22 protein-coding genes are annotated in these 19,781 nt (G+C 41.0%); all 22 read right to left on the reverse strand.

Annotated elements, in window-relative coordinates; translation table 11 throughout:
- Nucleotides 1-10: 10 nt before the first annotated feature.
- The 22 genes from mreB to rpiB all read right to left on the reverse strand — a co-directional run bounded on the left by mreB (nt 11) and on the right by rpiB (nt 19,731).
- A complete protein-coding gene (mreB, locus tag ABC361_RS18800; RefSeq protein WP_413075372.1) occupies nt 11-1,015 on the reverse strand; it encodes a rod shape-determining protein in 1,005 nt (334 codons plus the stop codon).
- Nucleotides 1,016-1,178: 163 nt separating this feature from the next.
- The gene (gene spoIIID, locus ABC361_RS18805; protein ID WP_099304463.1) at nt 1,179-1,454 is read right to left on the reverse strand and encodes a sporulation transcriptional regulator SpoIIID; all 276 of its coding nucleotides are present in this window, start codon (nt 1,452-1,454) and stop codon (nt 1,179-1,181) included.
- 189 nt (nt 1,455-1,643) lie between these two features.
- Nucleotides 1,644-2,462 carry a stage II sporulation protein SpoIIQ gene (spoIIQ, locus tag ABC361_RS18810; RefSeq protein WP_413075373.1) on the reverse strand — a complete coding sequence of 273 codons (819 nt, stop codon included), beginning with the start codon at nt 2,460-2,462 and terminating at the stop codon, nt 1,644-1,646.
- 175 nt (nt 2,463-2,637) lie between these two features.
- Complete coding sequence (gene spoIID, locus ABC361_RS18815) at nt 2,638-3,657, reverse strand: stage II sporulation protein D (protein WP_413075374.1); 1,020 nt, start codon at nt 3,655-3,657, stop codon at nt 2,638-2,640.
- 162 nt (nt 3,658-3,819) lie between these two features.
- The gene (gene murA, locus ABC361_RS18820) at nt 3,820-5,118 is read right to left on the reverse strand and encodes a UDP-N-acetylglucosamine 1-carboxyvinyltransferase (RefSeq protein ID WP_413075375.1); all 1,299 of its coding nucleotides are present in this window, start codon (nt 5,116-5,118) and stop codon (nt 3,820-3,822) included.
- 41 nt (nt 5,119-5,159) lie between these two features.
- Complete coding sequence (locus ABC361_RS18825) at nt 5,160-5,915, reverse strand: YwmB family TATA-box binding protein (RefSeq protein WP_413075376.1); 756 nt, start codon at nt 5,913-5,915, stop codon at nt 5,160-5,162.
- Nucleotides 5,916-6,018: 103 nt separating this feature from the next.
- On the reverse strand, nt 6,019-6,252 hold the full coding sequence (locus tag ABC361_RS18830; protein WP_413075377.1) for a DUF1146 family protein: 234 nt from the start codon (nt 6,250-6,252) through the stop codon (nt 6,019-6,021).
- 328 nt (nt 6,253-6,580) lie between these two features.
- On the reverse strand, nt 6,581-6,979 hold the full coding sequence (locus tag ABC361_RS18835; RefSeq protein WP_099304475.1) for a F0F1 ATP synthase subunit epsilon: 399 nt from the start codon (nt 6,977-6,979) through the stop codon (nt 6,581-6,583).
- Nucleotides 6,980-7,042: 63 nt separating this feature from the next.
- The gene (atpD, locus tag ABC361_RS18840) at nt 7,043-8,458 is read right to left on the reverse strand and encodes a F0F1 ATP synthase subunit beta (RefSeq protein ID WP_255225415.1); all 1,416 of its coding nucleotides are present in this window, start codon (nt 8,456-8,458) and stop codon (nt 7,043-7,045) included.
- Between the two features lie 27 nt (nt 8,459-8,485).
- Nucleotides 8,486-9,349, reverse strand: a complete 864-nt coding sequence (atpG, locus tag ABC361_RS18845; protein WP_413075378.1) for an ATP synthase F1 subunit gamma — start codon at nt 9,347-9,349, stop codon at nt 8,486-8,488.
- Between the two features lie 39 nt (nt 9,350-9,388).
- Nucleotides 9,389-10,903, reverse strand: coding sequence for a F0F1 ATP synthase subunit alpha (atpA, locus tag ABC361_RS18850; protein ID WP_413075379.1), 1,515 nt, complete (start codon nt 10,901-10,903; stop codon nt 9,389-9,391).
- Nucleotides 10,904-10,930: 27 nt separating this feature from the next.
- Nucleotides 10,931-11,476, reverse strand: coding sequence for a F0F1 ATP synthase subunit delta (locus tag ABC361_RS18855; protein ID WP_413075380.1), 546 nt, complete (start codon nt 11,474-11,476; stop codon nt 10,931-10,933).
- Nucleotides 11,473-11,964 (reverse strand): F0F1 ATP synthase subunit B, encoded by a 492-nt coding sequence (atpF, locus tag ABC361_RS18860; RefSeq protein WP_413075381.1) that lies wholly within the window; start codon nt 11,962-11,964, stop codon nt 11,473-11,475. Before atpF ends, ABC361_RS18855 begins: the two co-directional genes overlap by 4 nt.
- A gap of 108 nt (nt 11,965-12,072) precedes the next feature.
- Nucleotides 12,073-12,288: a F0F1 ATP synthase subunit C gene (gene atpE, locus ABC361_RS18865; protein ID WP_099304487.1), complete on the reverse strand. Its 216-nt coding sequence runs from the start codon at nt 12,286-12,288 to the stop codon at nt 12,073-12,075.
- Between the two features lie 72 nt (nt 12,289-12,360).
- Complete coding sequence (atpB, locus tag ABC361_RS18870) at nt 12,361-13,107, reverse strand: F0F1 ATP synthase subunit A (RefSeq protein ID WP_413075382.1); 747 nt, start codon at nt 13,105-13,107, stop codon at nt 12,361-12,363.
- 4 nt (nt 13,108-13,111) lie between these two features.
- Nucleotides 13,112-13,519, reverse strand: a complete 408-nt coding sequence (locus ABC361_RS18875; protein WP_413075383.1) for an ATP synthase subunit I — start codon at nt 13,517-13,519, stop codon at nt 13,112-13,114.
- Nucleotides 13,512-13,742 (reverse strand): AtpZ/AtpI family protein, encoded by a 231-nt coding sequence (locus ABC361_RS18880; RefSeq protein WP_255225416.1) that lies wholly within the window; start codon nt 13,740-13,742, stop codon nt 13,512-13,514. Before ABC361_RS18880 ends, ABC361_RS18875 begins: the two co-directional genes overlap by 8 nt.
- A gap of 350 nt (nt 13,743-14,092) precedes the next feature.
- Entirely contained in the window at nt 14,093-16,375 is a 2,283-nt protein-coding gene (locus tag ABC361_RS18885; RefSeq protein WP_413075384.1) for a S8 family serine peptidase, read from the reverse strand.
- Nucleotides 16,376-16,575: 200 nt separating this feature from the next.
- A complete protein-coding gene (gene upp, locus ABC361_RS18890) occupies nt 16,576-17,205 on the reverse strand; it encodes a uracil phosphoribosyltransferase (protein WP_413075385.1) in 630 nt (209 codons plus the stop codon).
- A gap of 176 nt (nt 17,206-17,381) precedes the next feature.
- Nucleotides 17,382-18,635, reverse strand: coding sequence for a serine hydroxymethyltransferase (gene glyA, locus ABC361_RS18895; RefSeq protein WP_413075386.1), 1,254 nt, complete (start codon nt 18,633-18,635; stop codon nt 17,382-17,384).
- Nucleotides 18,636-18,742: 107 nt separating this feature from the next.
- Nucleotides 18,743-19,285, reverse strand: a complete 543-nt coding sequence (locus tag ABC361_RS18900) for a TIGR01440 family protein (RefSeq protein ID WP_413075387.1) — start codon at nt 19,283-19,285, stop codon at nt 18,743-18,745.
- Nucleotides 19,285-19,731, reverse strand: coding sequence for a ribose 5-phosphate isomerase B (rpiB, locus tag ABC361_RS18905; RefSeq protein ID WP_413075388.1), 447 nt, complete (start codon nt 19,729-19,731; stop codon nt 19,285-19,287). The genes ABC361_RS18900 and rpiB overlap by 1 nt, the downstream gene beginning before the upstream one ends.
- Nucleotides 19,732-19,781 lie beyond the last annotated feature (50 nt).

Raw genomic sequence — 19,781 nt, forward strand, 5'->3', positions numbered from 1 at the left:
TGCGACCTCCTTAAATTTGAGCTTTCTTATTAGACATTCGATCAAGATTCTCTAACAAAATGCCTGTTCCTGTCGCCACACAATGCATCGGCTCTTCTGCAATTAAAACGGGTATTTTTAGTTCTTCTGCAAGCAACGTATCGATTCCGTGCAAATAAGCACCTCCGCCGGTTAACATCACACCGCGATCAATAATGTCGGCTGATAGTTCCGGAGGTGTTTTTTCTAGAACTTGTTTTGCTGCTTGTACAATATAGTCAACAGACTCGACAAGCGCCTTTTCAATTTCTTCTGATCGAATAGTAATGTTACGAGGTAAACCGCTGACCATGTCTCGCCCGCGAATATCCATTTGTTCATTCCGTGCTCCTGGGAACACTGTTGCCACTTGTTTTTTAATTTCTTCAGCCGTCCGTTCGCCAATGAGAAGCTTGTACGCTTTTTTAATATAAGACAAAATGTCGGAATCAAAGCGATCGCCTGCTACTTTAATTGACGATGCCGTCACAACATCGCCCATTGATAGCACGGCAATGTCTGTTGTTCCACCGCCAATATCCACGACCATGTTTCCACTTGGTTGAAAAATGTCCATGCCAGCACCGATTGCTGCAACTTTTGGCTCTTCTTCTAAATAAATGTTTTTGCTTCCTGTTTTTTCAACGGCTTCTCGAATTGCTTTTTGTTCAACCGACGTAATATTTGTAGGGCAACAGACTAAAATCCGAGGTTTAGAGAATAGACCTTTCACATTGATCTTGTTTAAGAAATGTTTTAACATCGACTCTGTCATCTCAAAGTTCGCAATGACACCGTCCTTCATTGGACGAATAGCTACAATATTTCCAGGTGTACGTCCAACCATGCGAAAGGCTTCTTCTCCTACAGCTAACACTCGTTTTGTCGTCGTATCGAGGGCTACGACTGACGGTTCATCTAAAACAATCCCTCGACCTTTGACATAAATAAGTACATTTGCTGTACCTAAATCAATTCCAATATCACGACCAAGCATGACTTTATTCCCCCTTCTTTCTTGTCACAATTTATAGGGTGGTGTGCGTAAAACGTCCGATTCTTATGTATTGTATACCTGATTCTTTATTTAAAGACGCACTTTTTACCTATTATAAATAGTAACACAAATTAGGGAGAAACGACCTTATTTGTCGAAATATTTATCTTTGAGTCTTGACAGCTGGTTGTTCAACTTTTCGATACTTTACTTTCGTCGCTTCACCGCCTCTTAAATGGCGAATCGACTTGTGGTACTCAAGAATCTCTTTCACGTCGTTAGCAAGCTCTGGATTTATCTCAGGTAACCGTTCAGTGAGATCCTTGTGTACAGTACTTTTTGAGACTCCAAATTCTTTTGCAATCGTTCGTACAGTCTTTTTCGTCTCAACGATGTACTTACCTATCTTGATGGTTCGCTCTTTGATGTAATCGTGCACACGACTCGCCTCCCTGATTCTGTTAAGGTGATTGATAAAGTGTATTAGCAAGTCGAGCATGATATACCACATTTTCACAGAGTTTATCTCTTTTTCAAAAAAATCAGATCGATTGATTTAAAAGGAGTCGTCCAACATTGAAAAAAGCATAGCTCGTAAAATACGCGCTATGCTCGTCATTTAAGATGATTATTCTGTTGTGCCTTCTAAATCGTTTTCAGAAGAAGGTTCGTTTTCTTCTGGTTTTTCGTTTTCATCAGGCTTTTGATTTTCATCTGGCTTTTCATTTTCTTCTTTTTCGTTCTCTTTTTCTTTTTCTTTCTCTTCACCTTGAGGTGCAAAAGCAGCAAGATCTTCTACAGACTTTTCAATTGCATCCATTGGATTTACTGCAATACCATCTTGACGAACTTCAAAGTGTACGTGGACGCCTGCTTCTTGATTATAAGAATTGCTTCCTGCTTCGCCAATAACATCACCTTGTGAAATCTCTTGACCTTGTTCCACTTCCATTGATGATAGACTTGAGTAATGTGTGACTACGCCATCGCCATGATCAACTTCAACCACATAACCTAGCAACGAATCTTTCATCGCTTTTGTGACGTTTCCGCTCATAGAAGCCATAACTGGGAATTCGCTCTGATCTTTACTTGCAAAATCAATCCCCTTGTTTTCTACATACATGTTGTTAAAATAAACAATAGCTTGCTCTTGCTCGTCTGCTTCAGCTTGTGCATCGTAAAAGATGCCAACTCTATCGAAATCCGTTTCGTTCTCTACTGGTAAATGAAACGATTCATTTGCAACATCTACAGGAGCTGTTGGCTCTTCCGTTTGTTCAGGACCTTCACTAATCTCTAATTCTCTTTCTGTATCTTCACCACTTTGAAGAAATAAAACTGTACTCAAAAGACCAGCAGCAGCAGCAAGATAAACACTTGGCAATACCCAACGCTTACGCATCAAATTTTGGATTTTGTTTGAAGAATTTTTTTCTTCTTTCATTTCTCATCACCTCTGTCAACCATTCTGAGCAAATTACTAGAAATATATACATGCGAACAAAAAAATTTTTCGTTAAAAGTCATTTTCGTTAGAACCTGCTCATAACAAGGATTGATGAATGAGTTTACACACAAAAAAAGCTGCTCTTCTATAGAAAAGTCAGCTTCTTCATCACCTATTCTTCCATTTCTTCCATCATTTCTATCGTTACATCGGAATAATAGTGTTCAATAATCTCTTTATATGTTTTTCCTTCTTTTGCCATTCCGTTTGCACCAAATTGGCTCATTCCAACACCATGGCCCCAGCCTTTTGTTTGAATTACTACTTCATTTCCATTCATAAACCATGAAAAATCAGACGAATCCAATTCAAGTTTTTCTCGAATGTCTCTACCCGTCAATTGCTGATCACCAATTTGAACACGTTCGACTCTTCCGCCTTTTGTACGCGATTGAATTTCACCAATTGACCCATCACCAGCTAATGTCACACCAAGTTTTTGTTCAAATTCCTGAATCGGGATGGCTTTTTCTTCTTCAAATCGAGGAGATTCATGATCCCATGGACTTTCAACACTTTTTAAATAAGGAATCTCTTGAGTCCAATAATCTTCCGAGTTCTCTGTAAAGCCATTGCTTGTAGAAAAAAAGGCTGCAGTAATTGGCTGTTCGTTATACACAATCACCTGTCCTGCTGTCGCTAGGACGGCTTCTTCTACTTTCGCCCAGTTTTCTTCAAATGCATCGCCCCATTTTTCTTTAAGTTCTTCTTTGTTTAGAAAAACCTGATGGTTTACTGTATCTGTGACGAGTGCTTCTTTAGGTACGTTTCTACTCTCTTCATCGAGTCTTAATTGCGCCATCACGTATGTTTGAGCGGCCAATGACTGTGCCTTTAGCGCCTCTATCTCGTATTCAACTGGCATTTCCGAAGCAACAACTCCGATTACGTAATCCGTTAAGGGAATCGATTCAACTTCTTCTTTTTGCGAACGATACACGTCAATTGCAAGTTCTGGTACTGTAACTTCTGACTGTACCTTTGGTTCACTGGACTGGCTTGTCTTTTCTAAAGGAGCTATTTTGAATGGCCCCATTTCTTCTTGAGCACTTCCATTCATACTAACCATCGCCGCTGGTATTAGAAGGATGACTACGATTAATAGGATCGCTACAATTAAAATACGTTTCATGGCATTCCTCCTACATGTAACAGTTGCTTACTTTAAAGACTATGAAAACAATGCATAAAAAAGACGTTTTTTCTACAGCAAAAAAGCATGCCGATGTCGGCATGCTTTTCTCGTTTCATGCAATTGTTCTACAAGATCTAACTATTTCCCTGGAAATACGACTTATAGCAACTCTGCAGTCTTTTCAAATTCATTTTCTAACTGTTCTTCTACACGCTCAATATCAGCGCCTAACGCTTTAAGCTTCTCTGTTAATGCCACGTATCCACGATCTAAGTGCTTTAATTCTGTGACGCGCGTATATCCATCTGCTACAAGCCCAGCAATGACTAACGCTGCACCTGCACGTAGATCTGTCGCGCCTACTTCAGCACCTTGTAAAGAAGTTGGACCTGACACAATAGCAGAACGACCTTCAATTTTAATGTTTCCGTTCATTCTGCGGAATTCTTCTACGTGCATAAAGCGGTTTTCAAACACCGTTTCTGTTACAACACTTGTGCCTTCCGCTCGAATAAGCAGTGCCATCATTTGCGCTTGCATGTCTGTAGGGAAGCCTGGATGAGGCATTGTTTTAATATCAACTGCTTTTAACACTTCAGGTCCAATAACGCGAAGTCCTGTTTCGCCTTCTTGAATCTCAACACCCATTTCACGCATTTTCGCTACGAGTGGGCGCATATGCTCTGCAATTGCACCTTCAACAAACACATCTCCACCAGTAATTGCTGCAGCAACCATAAACGTTCCTGCTTCAATTCTATCTGGAATAACCGAGTGTACAGCACCGTGAAGCGCTTCTACACCTTCAATTTTAATGACACCTGTTCCAGCGCCTCTTACTTTTCCACCCATTGCATTTAAATAATTCGCTAAATCAACAATTTCCGGCTCTTCAGCAACATTCTCAATAATTGTTGTCCCTTCTGCAAGGACAGCGGCCATCATAATGTTTTCTGTCGCTCCTACACTTGGGAAATCAAGATAAATCTTCGTTCCTTGTAACTTCCCATCAATGCGAGCTTCAATAAACCCGTTCCCAATTTCAACTGTTGCTCCCATCGCTTCAAACCCTTTTAAATGTTGCTCAATTGGACGTGAACCGATGGCACACCCACCAGGTAATGCGATTCTCGCTCGACCAACACGTGCAAGTAATGGACCCATTACTAAAAAGGACGCACGCATTTTCCGAACATATTCAAACGGTGCTTCTGTTTTTAACGTGCGATCTGCATGGACGACAAAACGACCATCTTCATAATCAACTGCAACGTTTAAATTGGTTAGAACCTCTTTCATTGTATAAACATCTGTAAGAGATGGCACTTCTTCAATAACACTATTTCCATTTTCCGCTAAGATTGATGCTGCTATTACAGGTAGTACGGCATTCTTTGCACCTTCTACCTTCACGGAGCCGTGCAGCTTGTTGCCGCCACGGACAATGATTTTTTCCAACGTATTCCCCTCCGCGTCTGATATTTTTCTCTTCTATATTATCAATATTCAGTCGTAATTATAGGCGTTCCAAAAGTTACTGTTGTTCTAGAGCCCAACTCTTGATTTTCGCGCAAAGCGATTTGAACATTCATCTCTTTATCACCGCTTGTAGCAATACCATTCATCCATTCTTCATGATATGCAGATAAAGACACAAACGTTTTTTCATCTAGGGCTTCTAATTTTGTTGCGCCCAATTCACTTATAAATCGTTCTGCCTCAACGACTAAGTCTTGAGACGAATCATCCATTTCGGCTGTTAATTCATAAAAAGGCATGGATGATTGTAAATCAATACCTAATTTGTCCATTCGATCTTCTAACCATTGTTCATCCTTCATTACAGGACCATCACTTGAAATAAGCTCATATGTTTTTTCGATTTCGTACCCATCTGATGTTTTTGTTGCCAACATCTTTATGTTCTCACGTATCTCTTCCTCGTAAAAACCATTTGTAAACGTCACGTGTATATAGTTCCCATTTTCTTCAACAGCAGTTCGTTTGAATTCTGAAAAATCCGTTTCAAACGAATTCAGTTCTAAAGAAAAATCTTCCACACGTTCCGTTTTGCTTTTTATACGTACATGCCAGTCTGTCACTGTCATTTTATTTCTCTCAACAAGTTCTTGAAAGGCACTGATCTGATTATAAAATGTACTGTCGTTCTCCGATGTCCCTTTATCAAAAGCGAATAATGCGCCACAGAATATAAAGATTAGCAATAAAAAACAAACAGAATACATTTTATTCATATCAACATTTCCCTCCAGGACTAAAAAGGTTTCTTACTACCATTTTTACCTGAAGCGAAAAAAGCATACATAAAAAACAAAGGTTCTTATCATATATTTTTATTTAGAAAAAATATGGAAGGTACCGAACAGCTTGGGCATACTCAATAAAAAACCGAGCAATTAAATGACCCAGTGCAATTGCCACCAAAACTTTTAATAACGTTGCTTGGGTACTTTTAGGATTTTTCACGAACAAATCAAAGCGAAACGCTTGTAACGCCCACCATGCAATGACTAAACCAAGGAGATTCGATAGAATATGTATAAATGCTTCCAAACCTAATTCGCTTGTCAACCTTATGACCCCATTTCCTACTACATCTCCAAATAAAACTAAAGTCAAGCTGAAAGTTCGCAATCCATTTTCAATCATAACGGATTTACGCTTAAAAAGCTACCGCTTTCGTAAAGGAAATCTTTCCACTTTCATAACAAAAAATGAAGATTTGGTTACAATTTAGAATGATCTTTAAGTAAAGCGCATTCAATTAATTACATACCCGACTTCAAAAAATTTAATCTTAAATTAGAGGATTTCAATTATGTATTTTTACAAGTTTTACTATTTCTTGAACAAAAAAATCACTAGTCGTTGAATGATCGACTAGTGATTTTTACTTTTATTATTGTTTCGCCACTTCTAAACGAGTTACTGCTCTTCTTAACGCAGCTTCTGCACGTGCTTTATCAACATGTGCACCACTGTCATTTAAGCGTTTCTCTGCACGTTCCTTTGCATTCTCAGCACGCTCGGTGTTGATTTGCTCAGGACGCTCAGCAGTCTCAGCTAATATCGTGACTTGATCTGGACGAACTTCGATAAAACCACCGCTGACGGAAACTTGGTCTTCTTTGCCGTCTTTCAAAAAACGAGCAGGTCCAACCGTGAGCGGAGAAACAAGCGGAATGTGTTTTGCTTTAATTCCAAGCTCTCCTTCTGTTGTCTTCACAACAACAAGCTCAGCATCACTTGTATATACAGCACCGTCTGGAGTTACGACACTTACTTGTACGGTTTCCATAGAACCCCTCCTTATCGGCTAGCTTTAGAAAAGGAAACGGTCTAACCCGCATCCTTTTCTCTATTACTGGGCCATTTCCTTCGCTTTTTCAACAACTTCTTCAATGCGTCCTACTAAGCGGAATGCATCTTCAGGAAGATCATCGTATTTACCTGCAAGAATATCTTTAAATCCTGCGATCGTTTCTTTTACAGGAACATAAGATCCAGGCTGACCAGTAAATTGCTCTGCCACGTGGAAGTTTTGTGATAAGAAGAATTGAATACGACGCGCACGAGCAACGACTAATTTATCATCTTCTGATAATTCTTCCATACCAAGAATCGCAATAATATCTTGTAATTCACGGTACTTCTGTAAAGTCTGCTGGACGTCACGCGCAATATTATAGTGTTCTTCTCCAACAACTTCTGGAGAAAGAGCACGTGATGTTGATGCAAGTGGATCTACTGCAGGGTAAATCCCTTGCTCTGTTAATTTACGCTCAAGGTTTGTTGTCGCATCTAAGTGGGCAAACGCCGTCGCTGGAGCTGGATCCGTATAGTCATCCGCTGGCACGTAGATTGCTTGAATCGATGTAACTGAACCTTTTTTCGTTGATGTAATTCGCTCTTGAAGTTGACCCATCTCTGTAGCAAGCGTTGGCTGATAACCTACCGCTGATGGCATACGACCGAGTAAGGCAGATACTTCAGAACCGGCTTGTGTAAAACGGAAAATGTTATCAACGAACAGAAGTACATCGGCACCTTGGTCATCACGGAAATATTCAGCCATTGTTAAACCAGATAGGGCTACGCGCATACGTGCACCAGGTGGTTCGTTCATTTGACCAAATACCATTGCCGTTTTCTTAATAACGCCAGCATCTGTCATTTCATGATATAAGTCATTTCCTTCACGCGTACGCTCACCAACACCGGCAAATACTGAGATACCGCCATGCTCTTGGGCAACGTTATTGATAAGTTCTTGAATAAGTACGGTCTTCCCAACTCCGGCACCACCGAACAAACCAACTTTACCACCTTTTGTATAAGGAGCAAGTAAATCAACAACTTTAATACCTGTTTCAAGGATTTCCGTTGTTGTTGTTAGTTCATCAAAGCTAGGTGCATCACGGTGAATTGGATCGCGACGTGTTCCTGCTGGTACTGGTTCTTTTAGGTCAATTTCTTCTCCTAAAACGTTAAATACGCGGCCAAGTGTTTCTTCCCCAACGGGTACAGAAATCGGAGCACCTGTATCTTCTGCTTCTGTTCCACGCATTAATCCATCAGTTGAACCCATGGCTACCGTGCGAACTGTATCATTTCCAAGGTGAAGAGCTACCTCTAGTGTTACGGTTACATCAACAGCGTTGTTTGAGCCACCAGTTTGGTTTACTCGAAGCGCGCTGTTAATTTGAGGTAGTTGACCACTTGGAAATTTAACGTCCACGACCGGTCCTGTAATTTGAATAATACGGCCTGTTGACATCATGTTCCCTCCTAATTCACATACGTTCTATTCTAAAGCGGCTGCACCGCCAACAATCTCAGTAATTTCTTGGGTAATTGCTGCTTGTCTTGCTCTGTTATAAGAAAGTGTAAGATCATCAATAAGTGATGATGCGTTATCTGACGCTGCACTCATTGCTGTCATACGAGCACCAAACTCACTTGCTTTTGCATCTAATAATGCACCGTATATTAAGCTTTCTGCATAACGAGGTAGAACAGCTTCAAGAATTTCTCTTTCAGATGGCTCATATTCGTAAAGTCCAACGCTCGAAGCTTCTTTTTCTTCTTTAGAAGCAAGCGGTAGAAGCTTTTGTTCAGTAACGGTTTGCGTCATTGCCGATACGAAATGGTTATACCAGATATAGAGTTCGTCAAACACGCCATCTGCAAACATTTCTACAGAAGTTTTTGCAAGTCCTCTAATATCAGAAAAACCAGGTTGGTCTGGCACCTCAATCATTTCTTGGATAATCGGTTGGTTTCGTGTACGTAACAGATCGCGCCCAATTTTACCCAAGACAATAATTGCATATTCATCTGTTGAAGAGTGTCTAGATTGAATGGTTTTCATCATGTCTCTTAAAAGACTTGAATTGTAACCGCCAGCTAAACCCGTATCTGAAGAAATGAAGATATAGCCCGTTTTTTTGACTGGACGTTCTTCTAGCATTGGATGAGTGACATCACTACCAGCAGCGGCCATATTGTTAACAACCTCACGCATTTTTCTAGCATATACTTCGTAGCTTTGAGCTTTTTCCTGCGCACGGTTCAATTTTGCTGCTGATACCATTTGCATTGCTTTTGTAATTTGACGTGTTTTCTTTGTAGAATTTATACGATTTTTTATATCGCGCAAAGAAGCCATTTGTTCACCGCCTTTCTAAGCAAAACTTAAGAAAATAGACTATTCATTCGATGCAACGAAACCTTTTTTGAAAGATTCAATTGCTGCTTTGAAATCACTTTCTTCAGGAAGGTTTCCTGTTGTGCGAATGTGCTCTAGTAATTCGTTGTTATTGCTCTCAAGGAACGTAAACAATTCTGATTCAAAACGTAGGCAGTCGCCTAATGGAATATCATCTAAATAACCTTTTGTTAAAGCAAAGATGATGGCAACTTGCTTCTCAACCGGAAGCGGCTGGTTTAAATCTTGCTTTAAAAGCTCAACTGTACGTTGTCCACGATTTAAACGAGCTTGAGTAGCTGCATCTAGGTCAGAACCAAATTGAGAAAATGCTTCTAACTCACGGTAAGCTGCTAAGTCAAGACGAAGCGTACCTGCCACTTTTTTCATTGCTTTGATTTGTGCAGAACCACCTACTCGTGATACGGAAATACCCGGGTTAACAGCTGGTCTTACACCAGAGTGGAACAAGTCAGACTGTAAGAATACTTGTCCATCTGTAATGGAAATAACGTTTGTAGGGATATACGCTGATACATCGCCTGCTTGTGTCTCAATAAACGGAAGGGCTGTAATAGATCCGCCGCCTAAATCATCATTTAATTTCGCTGCACGCTCTAGTAAGCGAGAGTGTAAGTAGAAAACGTCACCTGGGAATGCTTCACGACCTGGAGGACGACGAAGAAGTAGAGACATTTCACGATACGCTGCTGCTTGTTTTGATAAATCATCATAAATAACAAGAACATGCTTGCCATCATACATAAACTCTTCAGCCATTGATACGCCTGTATATGGTGCTAAGAATAGCATTGGCGCTGGATCAGATGCACCTGCAGAAACGACGATCGTATAATCGAGCGCACCACGCTGACGAAGGGTTTCCACAACACCAGATACTGTTGATTCTTTTTGACCAATTGCCACGTACACACAGATCATATCTTGATCTTTTTGGTTAAGGATTGTATCAATCGCAATCGATGTCTTTCCTGTTTGACGGTCACCGATAATAAGCTCACGCTGTCCACGACCGATTGGAATCATTGAATCAATTGATTTAATTCCTGTTTGAAGGGGCTCATGTACTGATTTACGTGCCATAACACCAGGAGCAGCACCTTCAACAGGACGTGTTTTTGTTGTGTGAATAGGACCTAATCCATCTACAGGCTGACCAAGTGGGTTTACAACACGACCAAGAAGTTCGCTTCCAACTGGAACTTCCATGATACGTCCTGTACGCTTCACTTCGTCTCCTTCACGAATGTTTTCGTAAGGCCCTAAAATGATGATACCAATGCTATCTTCCTCTAGGTTCTGAGCCATACCCATTACACCAGTAGAGAACTCTAAAAGCTCCCCTGCCATAACATTATCTAAACCGTATGCGAAGGCAATTCCGTCCCCAACGCGAATAACGGTACCAACGTCTTGTACATCTACACTGGTTTCAAATTGATCAATCTGCTGCTTAATAAGCGAGCTAATTTCAGTTGCTTTAATGCTTGCCATTCGTTTTCACCCCTAACTGACAAATTGTTACTTCCCTGCAAGAATTCCTTTTTCAAGGCGATCAAGCTGTCCTTTTACACTACCATCGTATACACGATCGCCAATGCGGACTTTTATTCCACCAACGAGTTGTTCTTGAACGACATTCGTTACTTCTAACGCACGCTTTCCTACTTTAGGTGCAAAAACAACTGCGATTTGTTCTTTTTCAGAATCACTTAACGGTTTCGCTGAGTAGACAAATGCTTCAGCAATGCCTTTTTGTTCGTTGTTTAATTTCTTGTATTCAGAAGCAAGTTCGGGAATAACAGAATAACGGGAGCGCTCCATTAAGCGCATCATTAATGCTAACGTTGTTTCCTTTACATTGTTCTGAAATGCTTGCTTGATTAATTGAGCTTTTTTCTCTTGAGAAAGGCCTGGAACTTCAAGTAGTCTCTGTAATTCTGGAGTTTGTTCAAACACCTCAGAAACCAGCTCCAAATCCTGTTCAAAATCGTCCGCTTGACCTTTTGCTACACCTAACTCAAAAAGAGCAACAGCGTAACGATTGGCTACCGCTTTGTTGCTCATAGCTCTTCGCCCGCTTGTTTAAGATACTCTTGAACTAGCTTGTCTTGTTCACTTGCGTCAAGTTCTTTTTCAATCACTTTCTGTGCAATTAAGACAGATAGAGATGCGACTTGCTCACGCAGTGCCGTAACAGCTTGCTCTTTCTCATTACGAATTTCAGCAAGCGCTTGCTGCTGAATACGATCTGCTTCAGCCTTCGCTTCGCGGACGATATCTCGGCCTTGCTGTTCGCCAACTTTTTTAGCATTCTCAATTAACTCACGTGCTTCAACACGTGCTTGTTTTAACTCATCTTTTTGATCTTCTAGCATTTTCTCCGCATCTTTGCGGTTACGCTCTGCAGAGTCAATTTGGTCATTAATCATGTCTTGACGCTTTTGCATAACACCCATCAATGGCTTAAGTGCAAATTTCGCAATAAGAAGCATTAATAACGTGAAAGCAAAAAGTTGATAAAGCGCTGAGCCCCAATCAAGTACTTCAAACATCGTTACACCCCTTTTTCTATCAGAAGTCGGTCCTTACATAAGGAAAGGCGAGAGGTTCTAAAGTAGAACGCTGTCGCCTCTCCATGATTTCCGTATGAAAAAATGCAGTTAGCCTAAGAAGTACATTAAGAAAGCAAGAACTACTGCAAGAATAGGAACAGCCTCTGCAAGCGGTGCACCAATAAACATAAGCGTTTGTAGTGGACCACGTTGTTCTGGTTGACGAGCCACCCCTTCAAGAACTGCTTTTACGATGATGGCAACACCAATTGCGCCACCAAGTGCAGCCAAACCTGCTGCAATACCTGCTGCTAAGTGCGTCATAACTATTTTTCCTCCTCAAAATTGGTTAGTTGGTTTATTTCCTATAAATAATCGCTCTAAAAAGAGCAGAGATTAATGTTGTTCAACTTTATGCGCCATATAGACCATTGCGAGCATAGCAAAAATGTATGCTTGAATGGAGCCGATAAAGATACTAAATGCTTGCCAAGCCATAGTTGGTAAGAGCGTAACGATCCCAAGACCAACTCCTTGAAATACACCGTAGTTAAATCCCAGTGTACCAAGTGTAACTAAGAGAATTAATAACACTTCTTTTGCGAAAATGTTACCAAACAAACGCATTCCAAGTGTTAGAAAGTTCGATACTTCTTCAATAATTTTGAATGGAAGCAGTACCCATACAGGTTGAACATATCCTTTTAAGTAGCCGCTAACACCTGTCATCTTAATTCCATAAATATGTGTTAACACTATGACAAACGCTGCCATTGTTAAAGCTAAGATTGGATCCGATGTAGGGGAGCGCCAAATAACATAGTGATTTGAATCGCTTGTTACAAGTTCGAATGGAATACCCATCATATTTGCAACGAACATATAGAATAATAGCGCATAGGCAAGGACAATAAATCGACCGCCTGTTTTCCAATCCATATTCGCTTTAATAATTCCACGAACAAAATCGATAACCCACTCAATAAAGTTCTGTAACCCGGTTGGTCTCATCGCAAGTTTTCTTGCACCAATCACTGAGATCAAAAATACAATTAAACAGGCTACGGTTGTCGTAAATACAGTTGTTAGGTTAAACGGAATGTTAAACCACGGGTCGTACCAATAAATATCTTGTGAATCCATTGTTTCACCTCTTTCGCCTATTAGCTTTTATTACTAAATCCACCATCATGACAATGTACATAAGCGCAATCCCGATCACGACCGCTATCAGATGAAACGTATCAGGATACAGGAGTGCAAGTCCGACTGCCACGAGTGCGAGGAGCATTCGAAAAACATAACCGAGCCCTACTATCAACATTGAAAAGGTGCTTGAGGATGTTTTTCCAACGTGCCGTGCGTTTCGATAGGTTGTCCAAAGGTTGAGGTAGCTTGCTCCAAATCCAAGGAGCAGACCAAGAAAGACATGCTGAACCGAGGAAACAAAATAGCCTACGAGAAAAACAGCTGCCACTAGCATGGATACAAGTGAATAACGCTTCATCTGTGACCGTGCGCTTATCTGTTCATGGCTGTGTTGCATTTCAGTCATCGTCTCCTAAAAAAGGCTGAACCGCTTTGTAAATTCCGTACATTCCGGAGAACATTCCGAAAAAAAGGCAAATTAGAAAGAAAATTGGTTCAGTACCTAACCATCTGTCGAGCCACAATCCAAGAAATAAGCCTCCGATTGTTCCTCCAAGTATGCAAGATGTGATGGTTGAAACTAACACAAACGCTCGCATTGGATTCTTATTTGGTTTCGCCAATGACATGTCTCCCTTCATTGAATGAAAACCTATTCAATCGCATATGTAACCCTTATCATGGTAACCCTTAGTAATCGTACAATAGCCACTTTCCTCTGTCAACGAATTTTGAAAGAATCTCAAAAGAGTTTAAAAATAATGAATGATTGTTCACATAACTGTCATAGATGCTCACAAATCCATTAGCAATACGATTGAACAATGCATTTTCACTAAAAAATTATGCGCCATCCTACTTAAATTCACTTTATAGTGAACCAGTTAAAAGCAATTCGTTTGACAATCGTTTTTCAGTATGGCCAAAAAGCACGCAAAAAAATCAACACAACATTGCTGCATTGATTTTCTTGCCATGATTATGGACCGATCCACTCTTCACCAATATCGACGACCGCTTCAATTGTATCTGATTTTCCTTCATTCACCGCATGAATAAACGCTAAATATCGCCCAGGCTCTACATGAAGATCATCAATTTCACCACTCACCATACCTCGTTTTTGATTCTGGTTTTCAACAATTGTAGCAATGTATTCGAACGTATCAGGATCGTACAGATATACACTAGACTCTTCCGCACCACCAGGTAAGTAATACTCGTAGTAGTATCCGTTTTCCTTATCACTATGGGCCATTTGAAACGCCATAACGCGAGGGTAATTCGGTTCTTCCATAAACAGCATGTAAGGAATCGTAATCGAATCATCTTGTTCGTTCACATGAATTAAGCCCGTATGAAGACCACTTTGTAACAAATTCGTGTCGATTTTCGCTTTCAAAGTAACCGATTGTGTCGACATAGCTTCGACTTTTACTCCTTCTACCATTTCCCATGTGACGCCATCCAATTCACCAATAGGAGGATCAATCGTGTACTCTTTTGCGCGATTACTTACATTTTCAATTTCAATTACTAGCTCTCTTGTAAGTGTGTTGTTCTCTTTTTTCATTGCGCCAAATGAAAGTGTCGCAGGGGAAATGAGGGATTCCGTATTGACCGCTTCATCCACTTGTAAGCGACCTGTCCCCTGTTCAAAGGGAAGATAATCATTACCCTGTTCGTCTTGTAAACGTTTTGTTGTATTCATTAGCGCAGCTTTTACTTGTTCAGGTGACCATTCAGGGTGTTGTTCTAAAAGTAATGCAGCAGCGCCTGCCACATGTGGGCTGGCCATACTCGTTCCATTTAGATCAAGATATCCTTTTGGGACAGTGCTTTGAATCGCTACTCCAGGAGCGACAATGTCAGGTTTAATTGCCCATGTTTCCGTTACAGGTCCTCTTGAACTAAAAGGCGCCATCAGATCTTGTTTGATTTCATAGTGGGTTTCAACTTTTACTTTGTTCTTTTTATCACCTAGTAAAGAAACCAATGCTTCGCCCTCTGCCTTACTAACGGTAGCACCTGTAATTGGTATCGGTTCAGTAACAGCACCTGCAAAAGATCCATCTAAATTGTTGTAGATTAACGCCGCTTTCGCACCTGCTTTAGATGCTAAAGCGAGCTTTTCAGCAAAATTAGATCGACCTCTTTTAATAAGAACGAGCTTATTTTTCACATCTTTTCCGCTATAATCGGACAATAATCCGTGACCTACATCAACTAAATCAAGACTTTCTTTTAACTTCCAACTTTTTGCCCCTAAAATTGGTACAAGCGAAAGTTCCTCTTCAAGTCCTTTCACCTGTATTGAAGGCACTTCAATTGGTGGAAGAGACGCCCCGACCGAAATTGCTTTTGTCGATGTACCAGGAGACCCTACAGACCACATATTCGGTCCGCTGTTCCCATTTGATGTAACAGCTACAACCCCTTTTTCCACTACCCGGTCTAACGCCAAACTTGTTGGCCAGTCTGGTCCATTCACTGTATTGCCTAACGATAAATTCAAGACATCCACTTCGTCCTCTACTGCTCGTTCAATCGCTTCTAAAATATGCTCTGTCGTCCCTTGACCCCCAGGGCCAAGCGCGCGATAGGCATAGATATCTGCTTCAGGTGCAACCCCTTTTATTCTGCCGTTAGCCGCAATAATTCCGGCAACATGGGTTCCATGTAACGTTGGTTCTCCTTGTGACTTTTTCGTTTCCATCGGATCTTGATCTTGATCGACAATATCATAACCACCTTGATAATTCTTTTGTAAGTCCGGATGCTTATAATCCACTCCCGTATCAATAATCCCGACCTTAACGCCTTTTCCAGTGAGATGACGCTCTTTTCCGTCCCTCATATCAATTAGATCTTTGCCAGCTCCGATAAACGGAATGCTCCCTTCCAGACTAGGTTGATAATGAGCAACATCATCTACTCGAGCAATGACGCTTAATTGCATCAATCGATCTATATCTTTTTCGGCTATTTCTAATGAAAAGCCACCGTATACATTTGCATAAATATTTCTTATTGATGCTGAAGAAATTCGTTCCTCAACAACTTGTACGGCGCGGTGAACATCTCCAGACGCAGACACAATGACAACTCTTTTGCTACCATCAATGGTATGTTGCTTAACAATTGGGCTCCGTTCTGCTGCAAAGACAGATTCTGTTCCAATTGGTATGATGAAGGTTTGAATTATAAGAAGGATACTTATTATGCCTAGTAATAACGGCCGCACGTTCCCTTGATTAATCATACTTTCTGTCTCCCCTATTGCTTGTCGTGACGTTTAGTATGAGTGCTTACGTGCCGTTTTATGCAAAAAAAAGAAAGGCTGAAACTAGTTCATAAAGCACGAATAACAAGGGTTAAACACGTTTATTCAAACAAAAATATTTAAAAAACCCCATGAATGATTTTCATCACTCATGAGGCGTTTATTGGTGTGGTTACTATTTACTTTGTACCAAACAAGCGGTCACCAGCGTCCCCTAACCCTGGAACGATGTACCCTTTTTCATTTAGTTTTTCATCAAGAGCGGCTAAATAGATGTCTACATCTGGGTGCTCTTCTTGTACATATTCAACGCCTTCTGGTGCCGCAACTAAACAAATCAATCGCATGTTCTTTGCGCCACGCTTCTTCAAGCTATTAATCGCTTCAACTACAGATCCTCCTGTAGCAAGCATTGGATCAATAACGAGAAGCTCTCTCTCTTCAATGTCCTTAGGTAACTTTACGTAATATTCAATGGGCTTGAACGTTTCAGGATCACGATATAGTCCAACGTGACCAACACGAGCTGCTGGAATCATGTTAAGAATTCCGTCAGACATCCCAATTCCCGCTCTTAAGATCGGGATAAGGCCAAGCTTTTTACCAGCAAGTTTTTTCACACGAGCCGGTCCAACAGGCGTTTCAATATCTGCATCTTCCAACGGTAAATCACGCGTTACTTCGAAAGCCATTAACGCGGCAACCTCGTCTACAAGCTCACGAAATTCTTTTGTTCCTGTTGTCTTGTCGCGTATATAAGATAATTTGTGCTGAATGAGTGGATGATCTAGTACATGGACTTTTCCCAATTTCGTCACTTCCTTTTAAAAATTCGTCAAACCTCGACATACTCTGAACGATTTTACCCGAAAAGTGCCTGCTCATACAAGTGTATAAATAAAGAAACCTTTGTTAAATGTTCCCTAGGTGCAAATCTCTCAGGAAAAAGCAGTAATAGGCTAAGCCTACTACTGCTCATTATTTTTTATAGATTGGCGTACATTGGGTACTTTGATGTGAGTGTAGAGACCCGCTCCCGCACTTGCTCAAGCACGTCTTCATTCTCAACGTTCTTTAACGTTAGCGCAATTAACTCACCAATTTCATCCATAGCAGCTAAATCAAGTCCACGAGACGTGACAGCTGCCGTACCGATACGAATACCACTTGTTACAAATGGTTTCTCTGGATCATACGGGATGGTGTTTTTGTTTGTTGTAATCCCGACTGCATCAAGTGCTTTTTCTGCAACTTTTCCTGTTAATTTTTGTGAGCGTAAATCAAGTAAAACAAGATGGTTATCCGTGCCACCAGATACAATATCGACACCTTCTGCTTGAAGCTTTTGACCAAGTCTCTGTGCATTTTCAATAACTGCTTTTCCATAAGCTTTGAAATCACTTGAAAGGGCTTCGCCAAACGAAACAGCTTTCGCTGCGATGACATGCATTAACGGGCCACCTTGAATGCCAGGGAAAATGGATTTGTCGATCTTTTTGCCAAACTCCTCACCAGTCTCTTCATTGCACAAAATCATGCCGCCACGTGGTCCACGTAAGGTTTTATGGGTGGTTGTCGTGACAAAGTGTGCATAGGGAACTGGATTTTGATGAAGACCTGCCGCCACGAGACCTGCAATATGAGCCATATCAACCATTAAGTACGCGCCCACTTCATCCGCAATTTCACGGAATTTCTTAAAGTCAATAGCCCTTGGATAAGCACTTGCACCAGCCACAATTAATTTTGGTTTGTGTTCTTGTGCAATTTGGCGAACCACATCATAGTCGATGCGTTGATCATCTTCGCGTACACCATACTCAACGAAGTTATATTGAACACCACTAAAGTTAACAGGGCTTCCGTGGGTTAAATGACCACCGTGGGATAAATTCATTCCTAGAACCGTATCACCATGCTCTAAAACCGTGAAGTAAACCCCCATATTTGCTTGCGCTCCCGAATGAGGCTGAACATTTACATAAGCAGCACCAAATAACTTCTTGGCACGATCACGAGCAATATCTTCCGCAATATCAACATACTCGCAACCACCATAGTAACGACGACCAGGGTACCCTTCTGCGTATTTATTTGTTAGAACAGATCCTTGCGCTTCCATAACCGCTTCACTTACAAAGTTCTCAGACGCAATTAACTCAATCTTATCTCGTTGACGACCTAATTCTAATTCAATCGCTTCAAAAAGAGTTGGATCTTGTGTTTTTAAATTTGTCATCTCTTCCCCGCCTTTGTTCGTAAATAATTTAATTTATTTATGATTTTAGCTCATCAGAAGCAAAAATAACAGCTTTTTCCGTAAATTAAGTTCTATGAACTTACAAATTATTCACCAATTCTGTAATTGGCTCGCTCTCCACCAATTAACTTTGGACGACTGCTAGCAAATGTAACGTGCGCTGAACCAATTGTTGTAATACCTACGCGAATTGGCACTAATACAGGCTTGATATGCATGCCGATAAACGTATCACCAATGTCAATTCCTGCATCGGCTTGAACGTGTTCAACCAGAACAGGGTCCTCAAATTGTCGGAAAGCATAGGTTGCCATTGCGCCACCCGCTTGGCGTACAGGAATAGCACTGACTTCTGTAAATCCTTTTAATTCAGCTACTTTACGCTCAACGACAAGCGCACGGTTTAAATGCTCACAACATTGAAAGGCGAATTGAACATTGGTTTCCTCTCGAAACCGAGATAATGCCCGGTAGATATCCGCTGCTATGTCCATGGAACCTTCTTTGCCGATAGACTTCCCCGCAACTTCACTCGTTGAGACTCCCACCACAAAAAGTTTTGCATGTAAATGAGGGACTTGTCGTTGAAAAGCTTGCAACCCTTCATATAAACGCGCTTCGATCGACATTAGCGGTGCGTATCCTCGTAACTTGAAATCTTATCAATTCGATTTGTATGGCGGCCACCCTCAAATTCTTCGCCCAACCATGTGCGCACAATTTCTCCTGCCAGACCTGGCCCAATTACACGTTCACCCATTGCAATCATATTTGTATCATTATGCTGACGTGTTGCCTTAGCACTGAAAACATCGTGAACAAGGGCACAACGAATGCCTTTTACTTTATTCGCAGCAATAGACATCCCAATGCCTGTACCACAAACAAGAATACCGCGGTCGAAATCACCTTGAGCAACTTTTTCCGCAACTGGCAACGCATAATCCGGGTAATCAACAGACCCTTCACAGTTACAACCAAAATCTTCGTACGTAAACCCTAAGTCCTTTATTACCTCAATTAACTCGTCTTTTAACCGAATTCCGCCGTGATCGGATGCAATTGCTATTCTCATTGTGCACACTCCTTCATTTTCCCCATACAAAAAGCGTCTAGTTAGGACGC

This window comes from Shouchella phoenicis, assembly GCF_047238345.1.
Taxonomy (GTDB): Bacteria; Bacillota; Bacilli; order Bacillales; family Bacillaceae_D; genus Shouchella.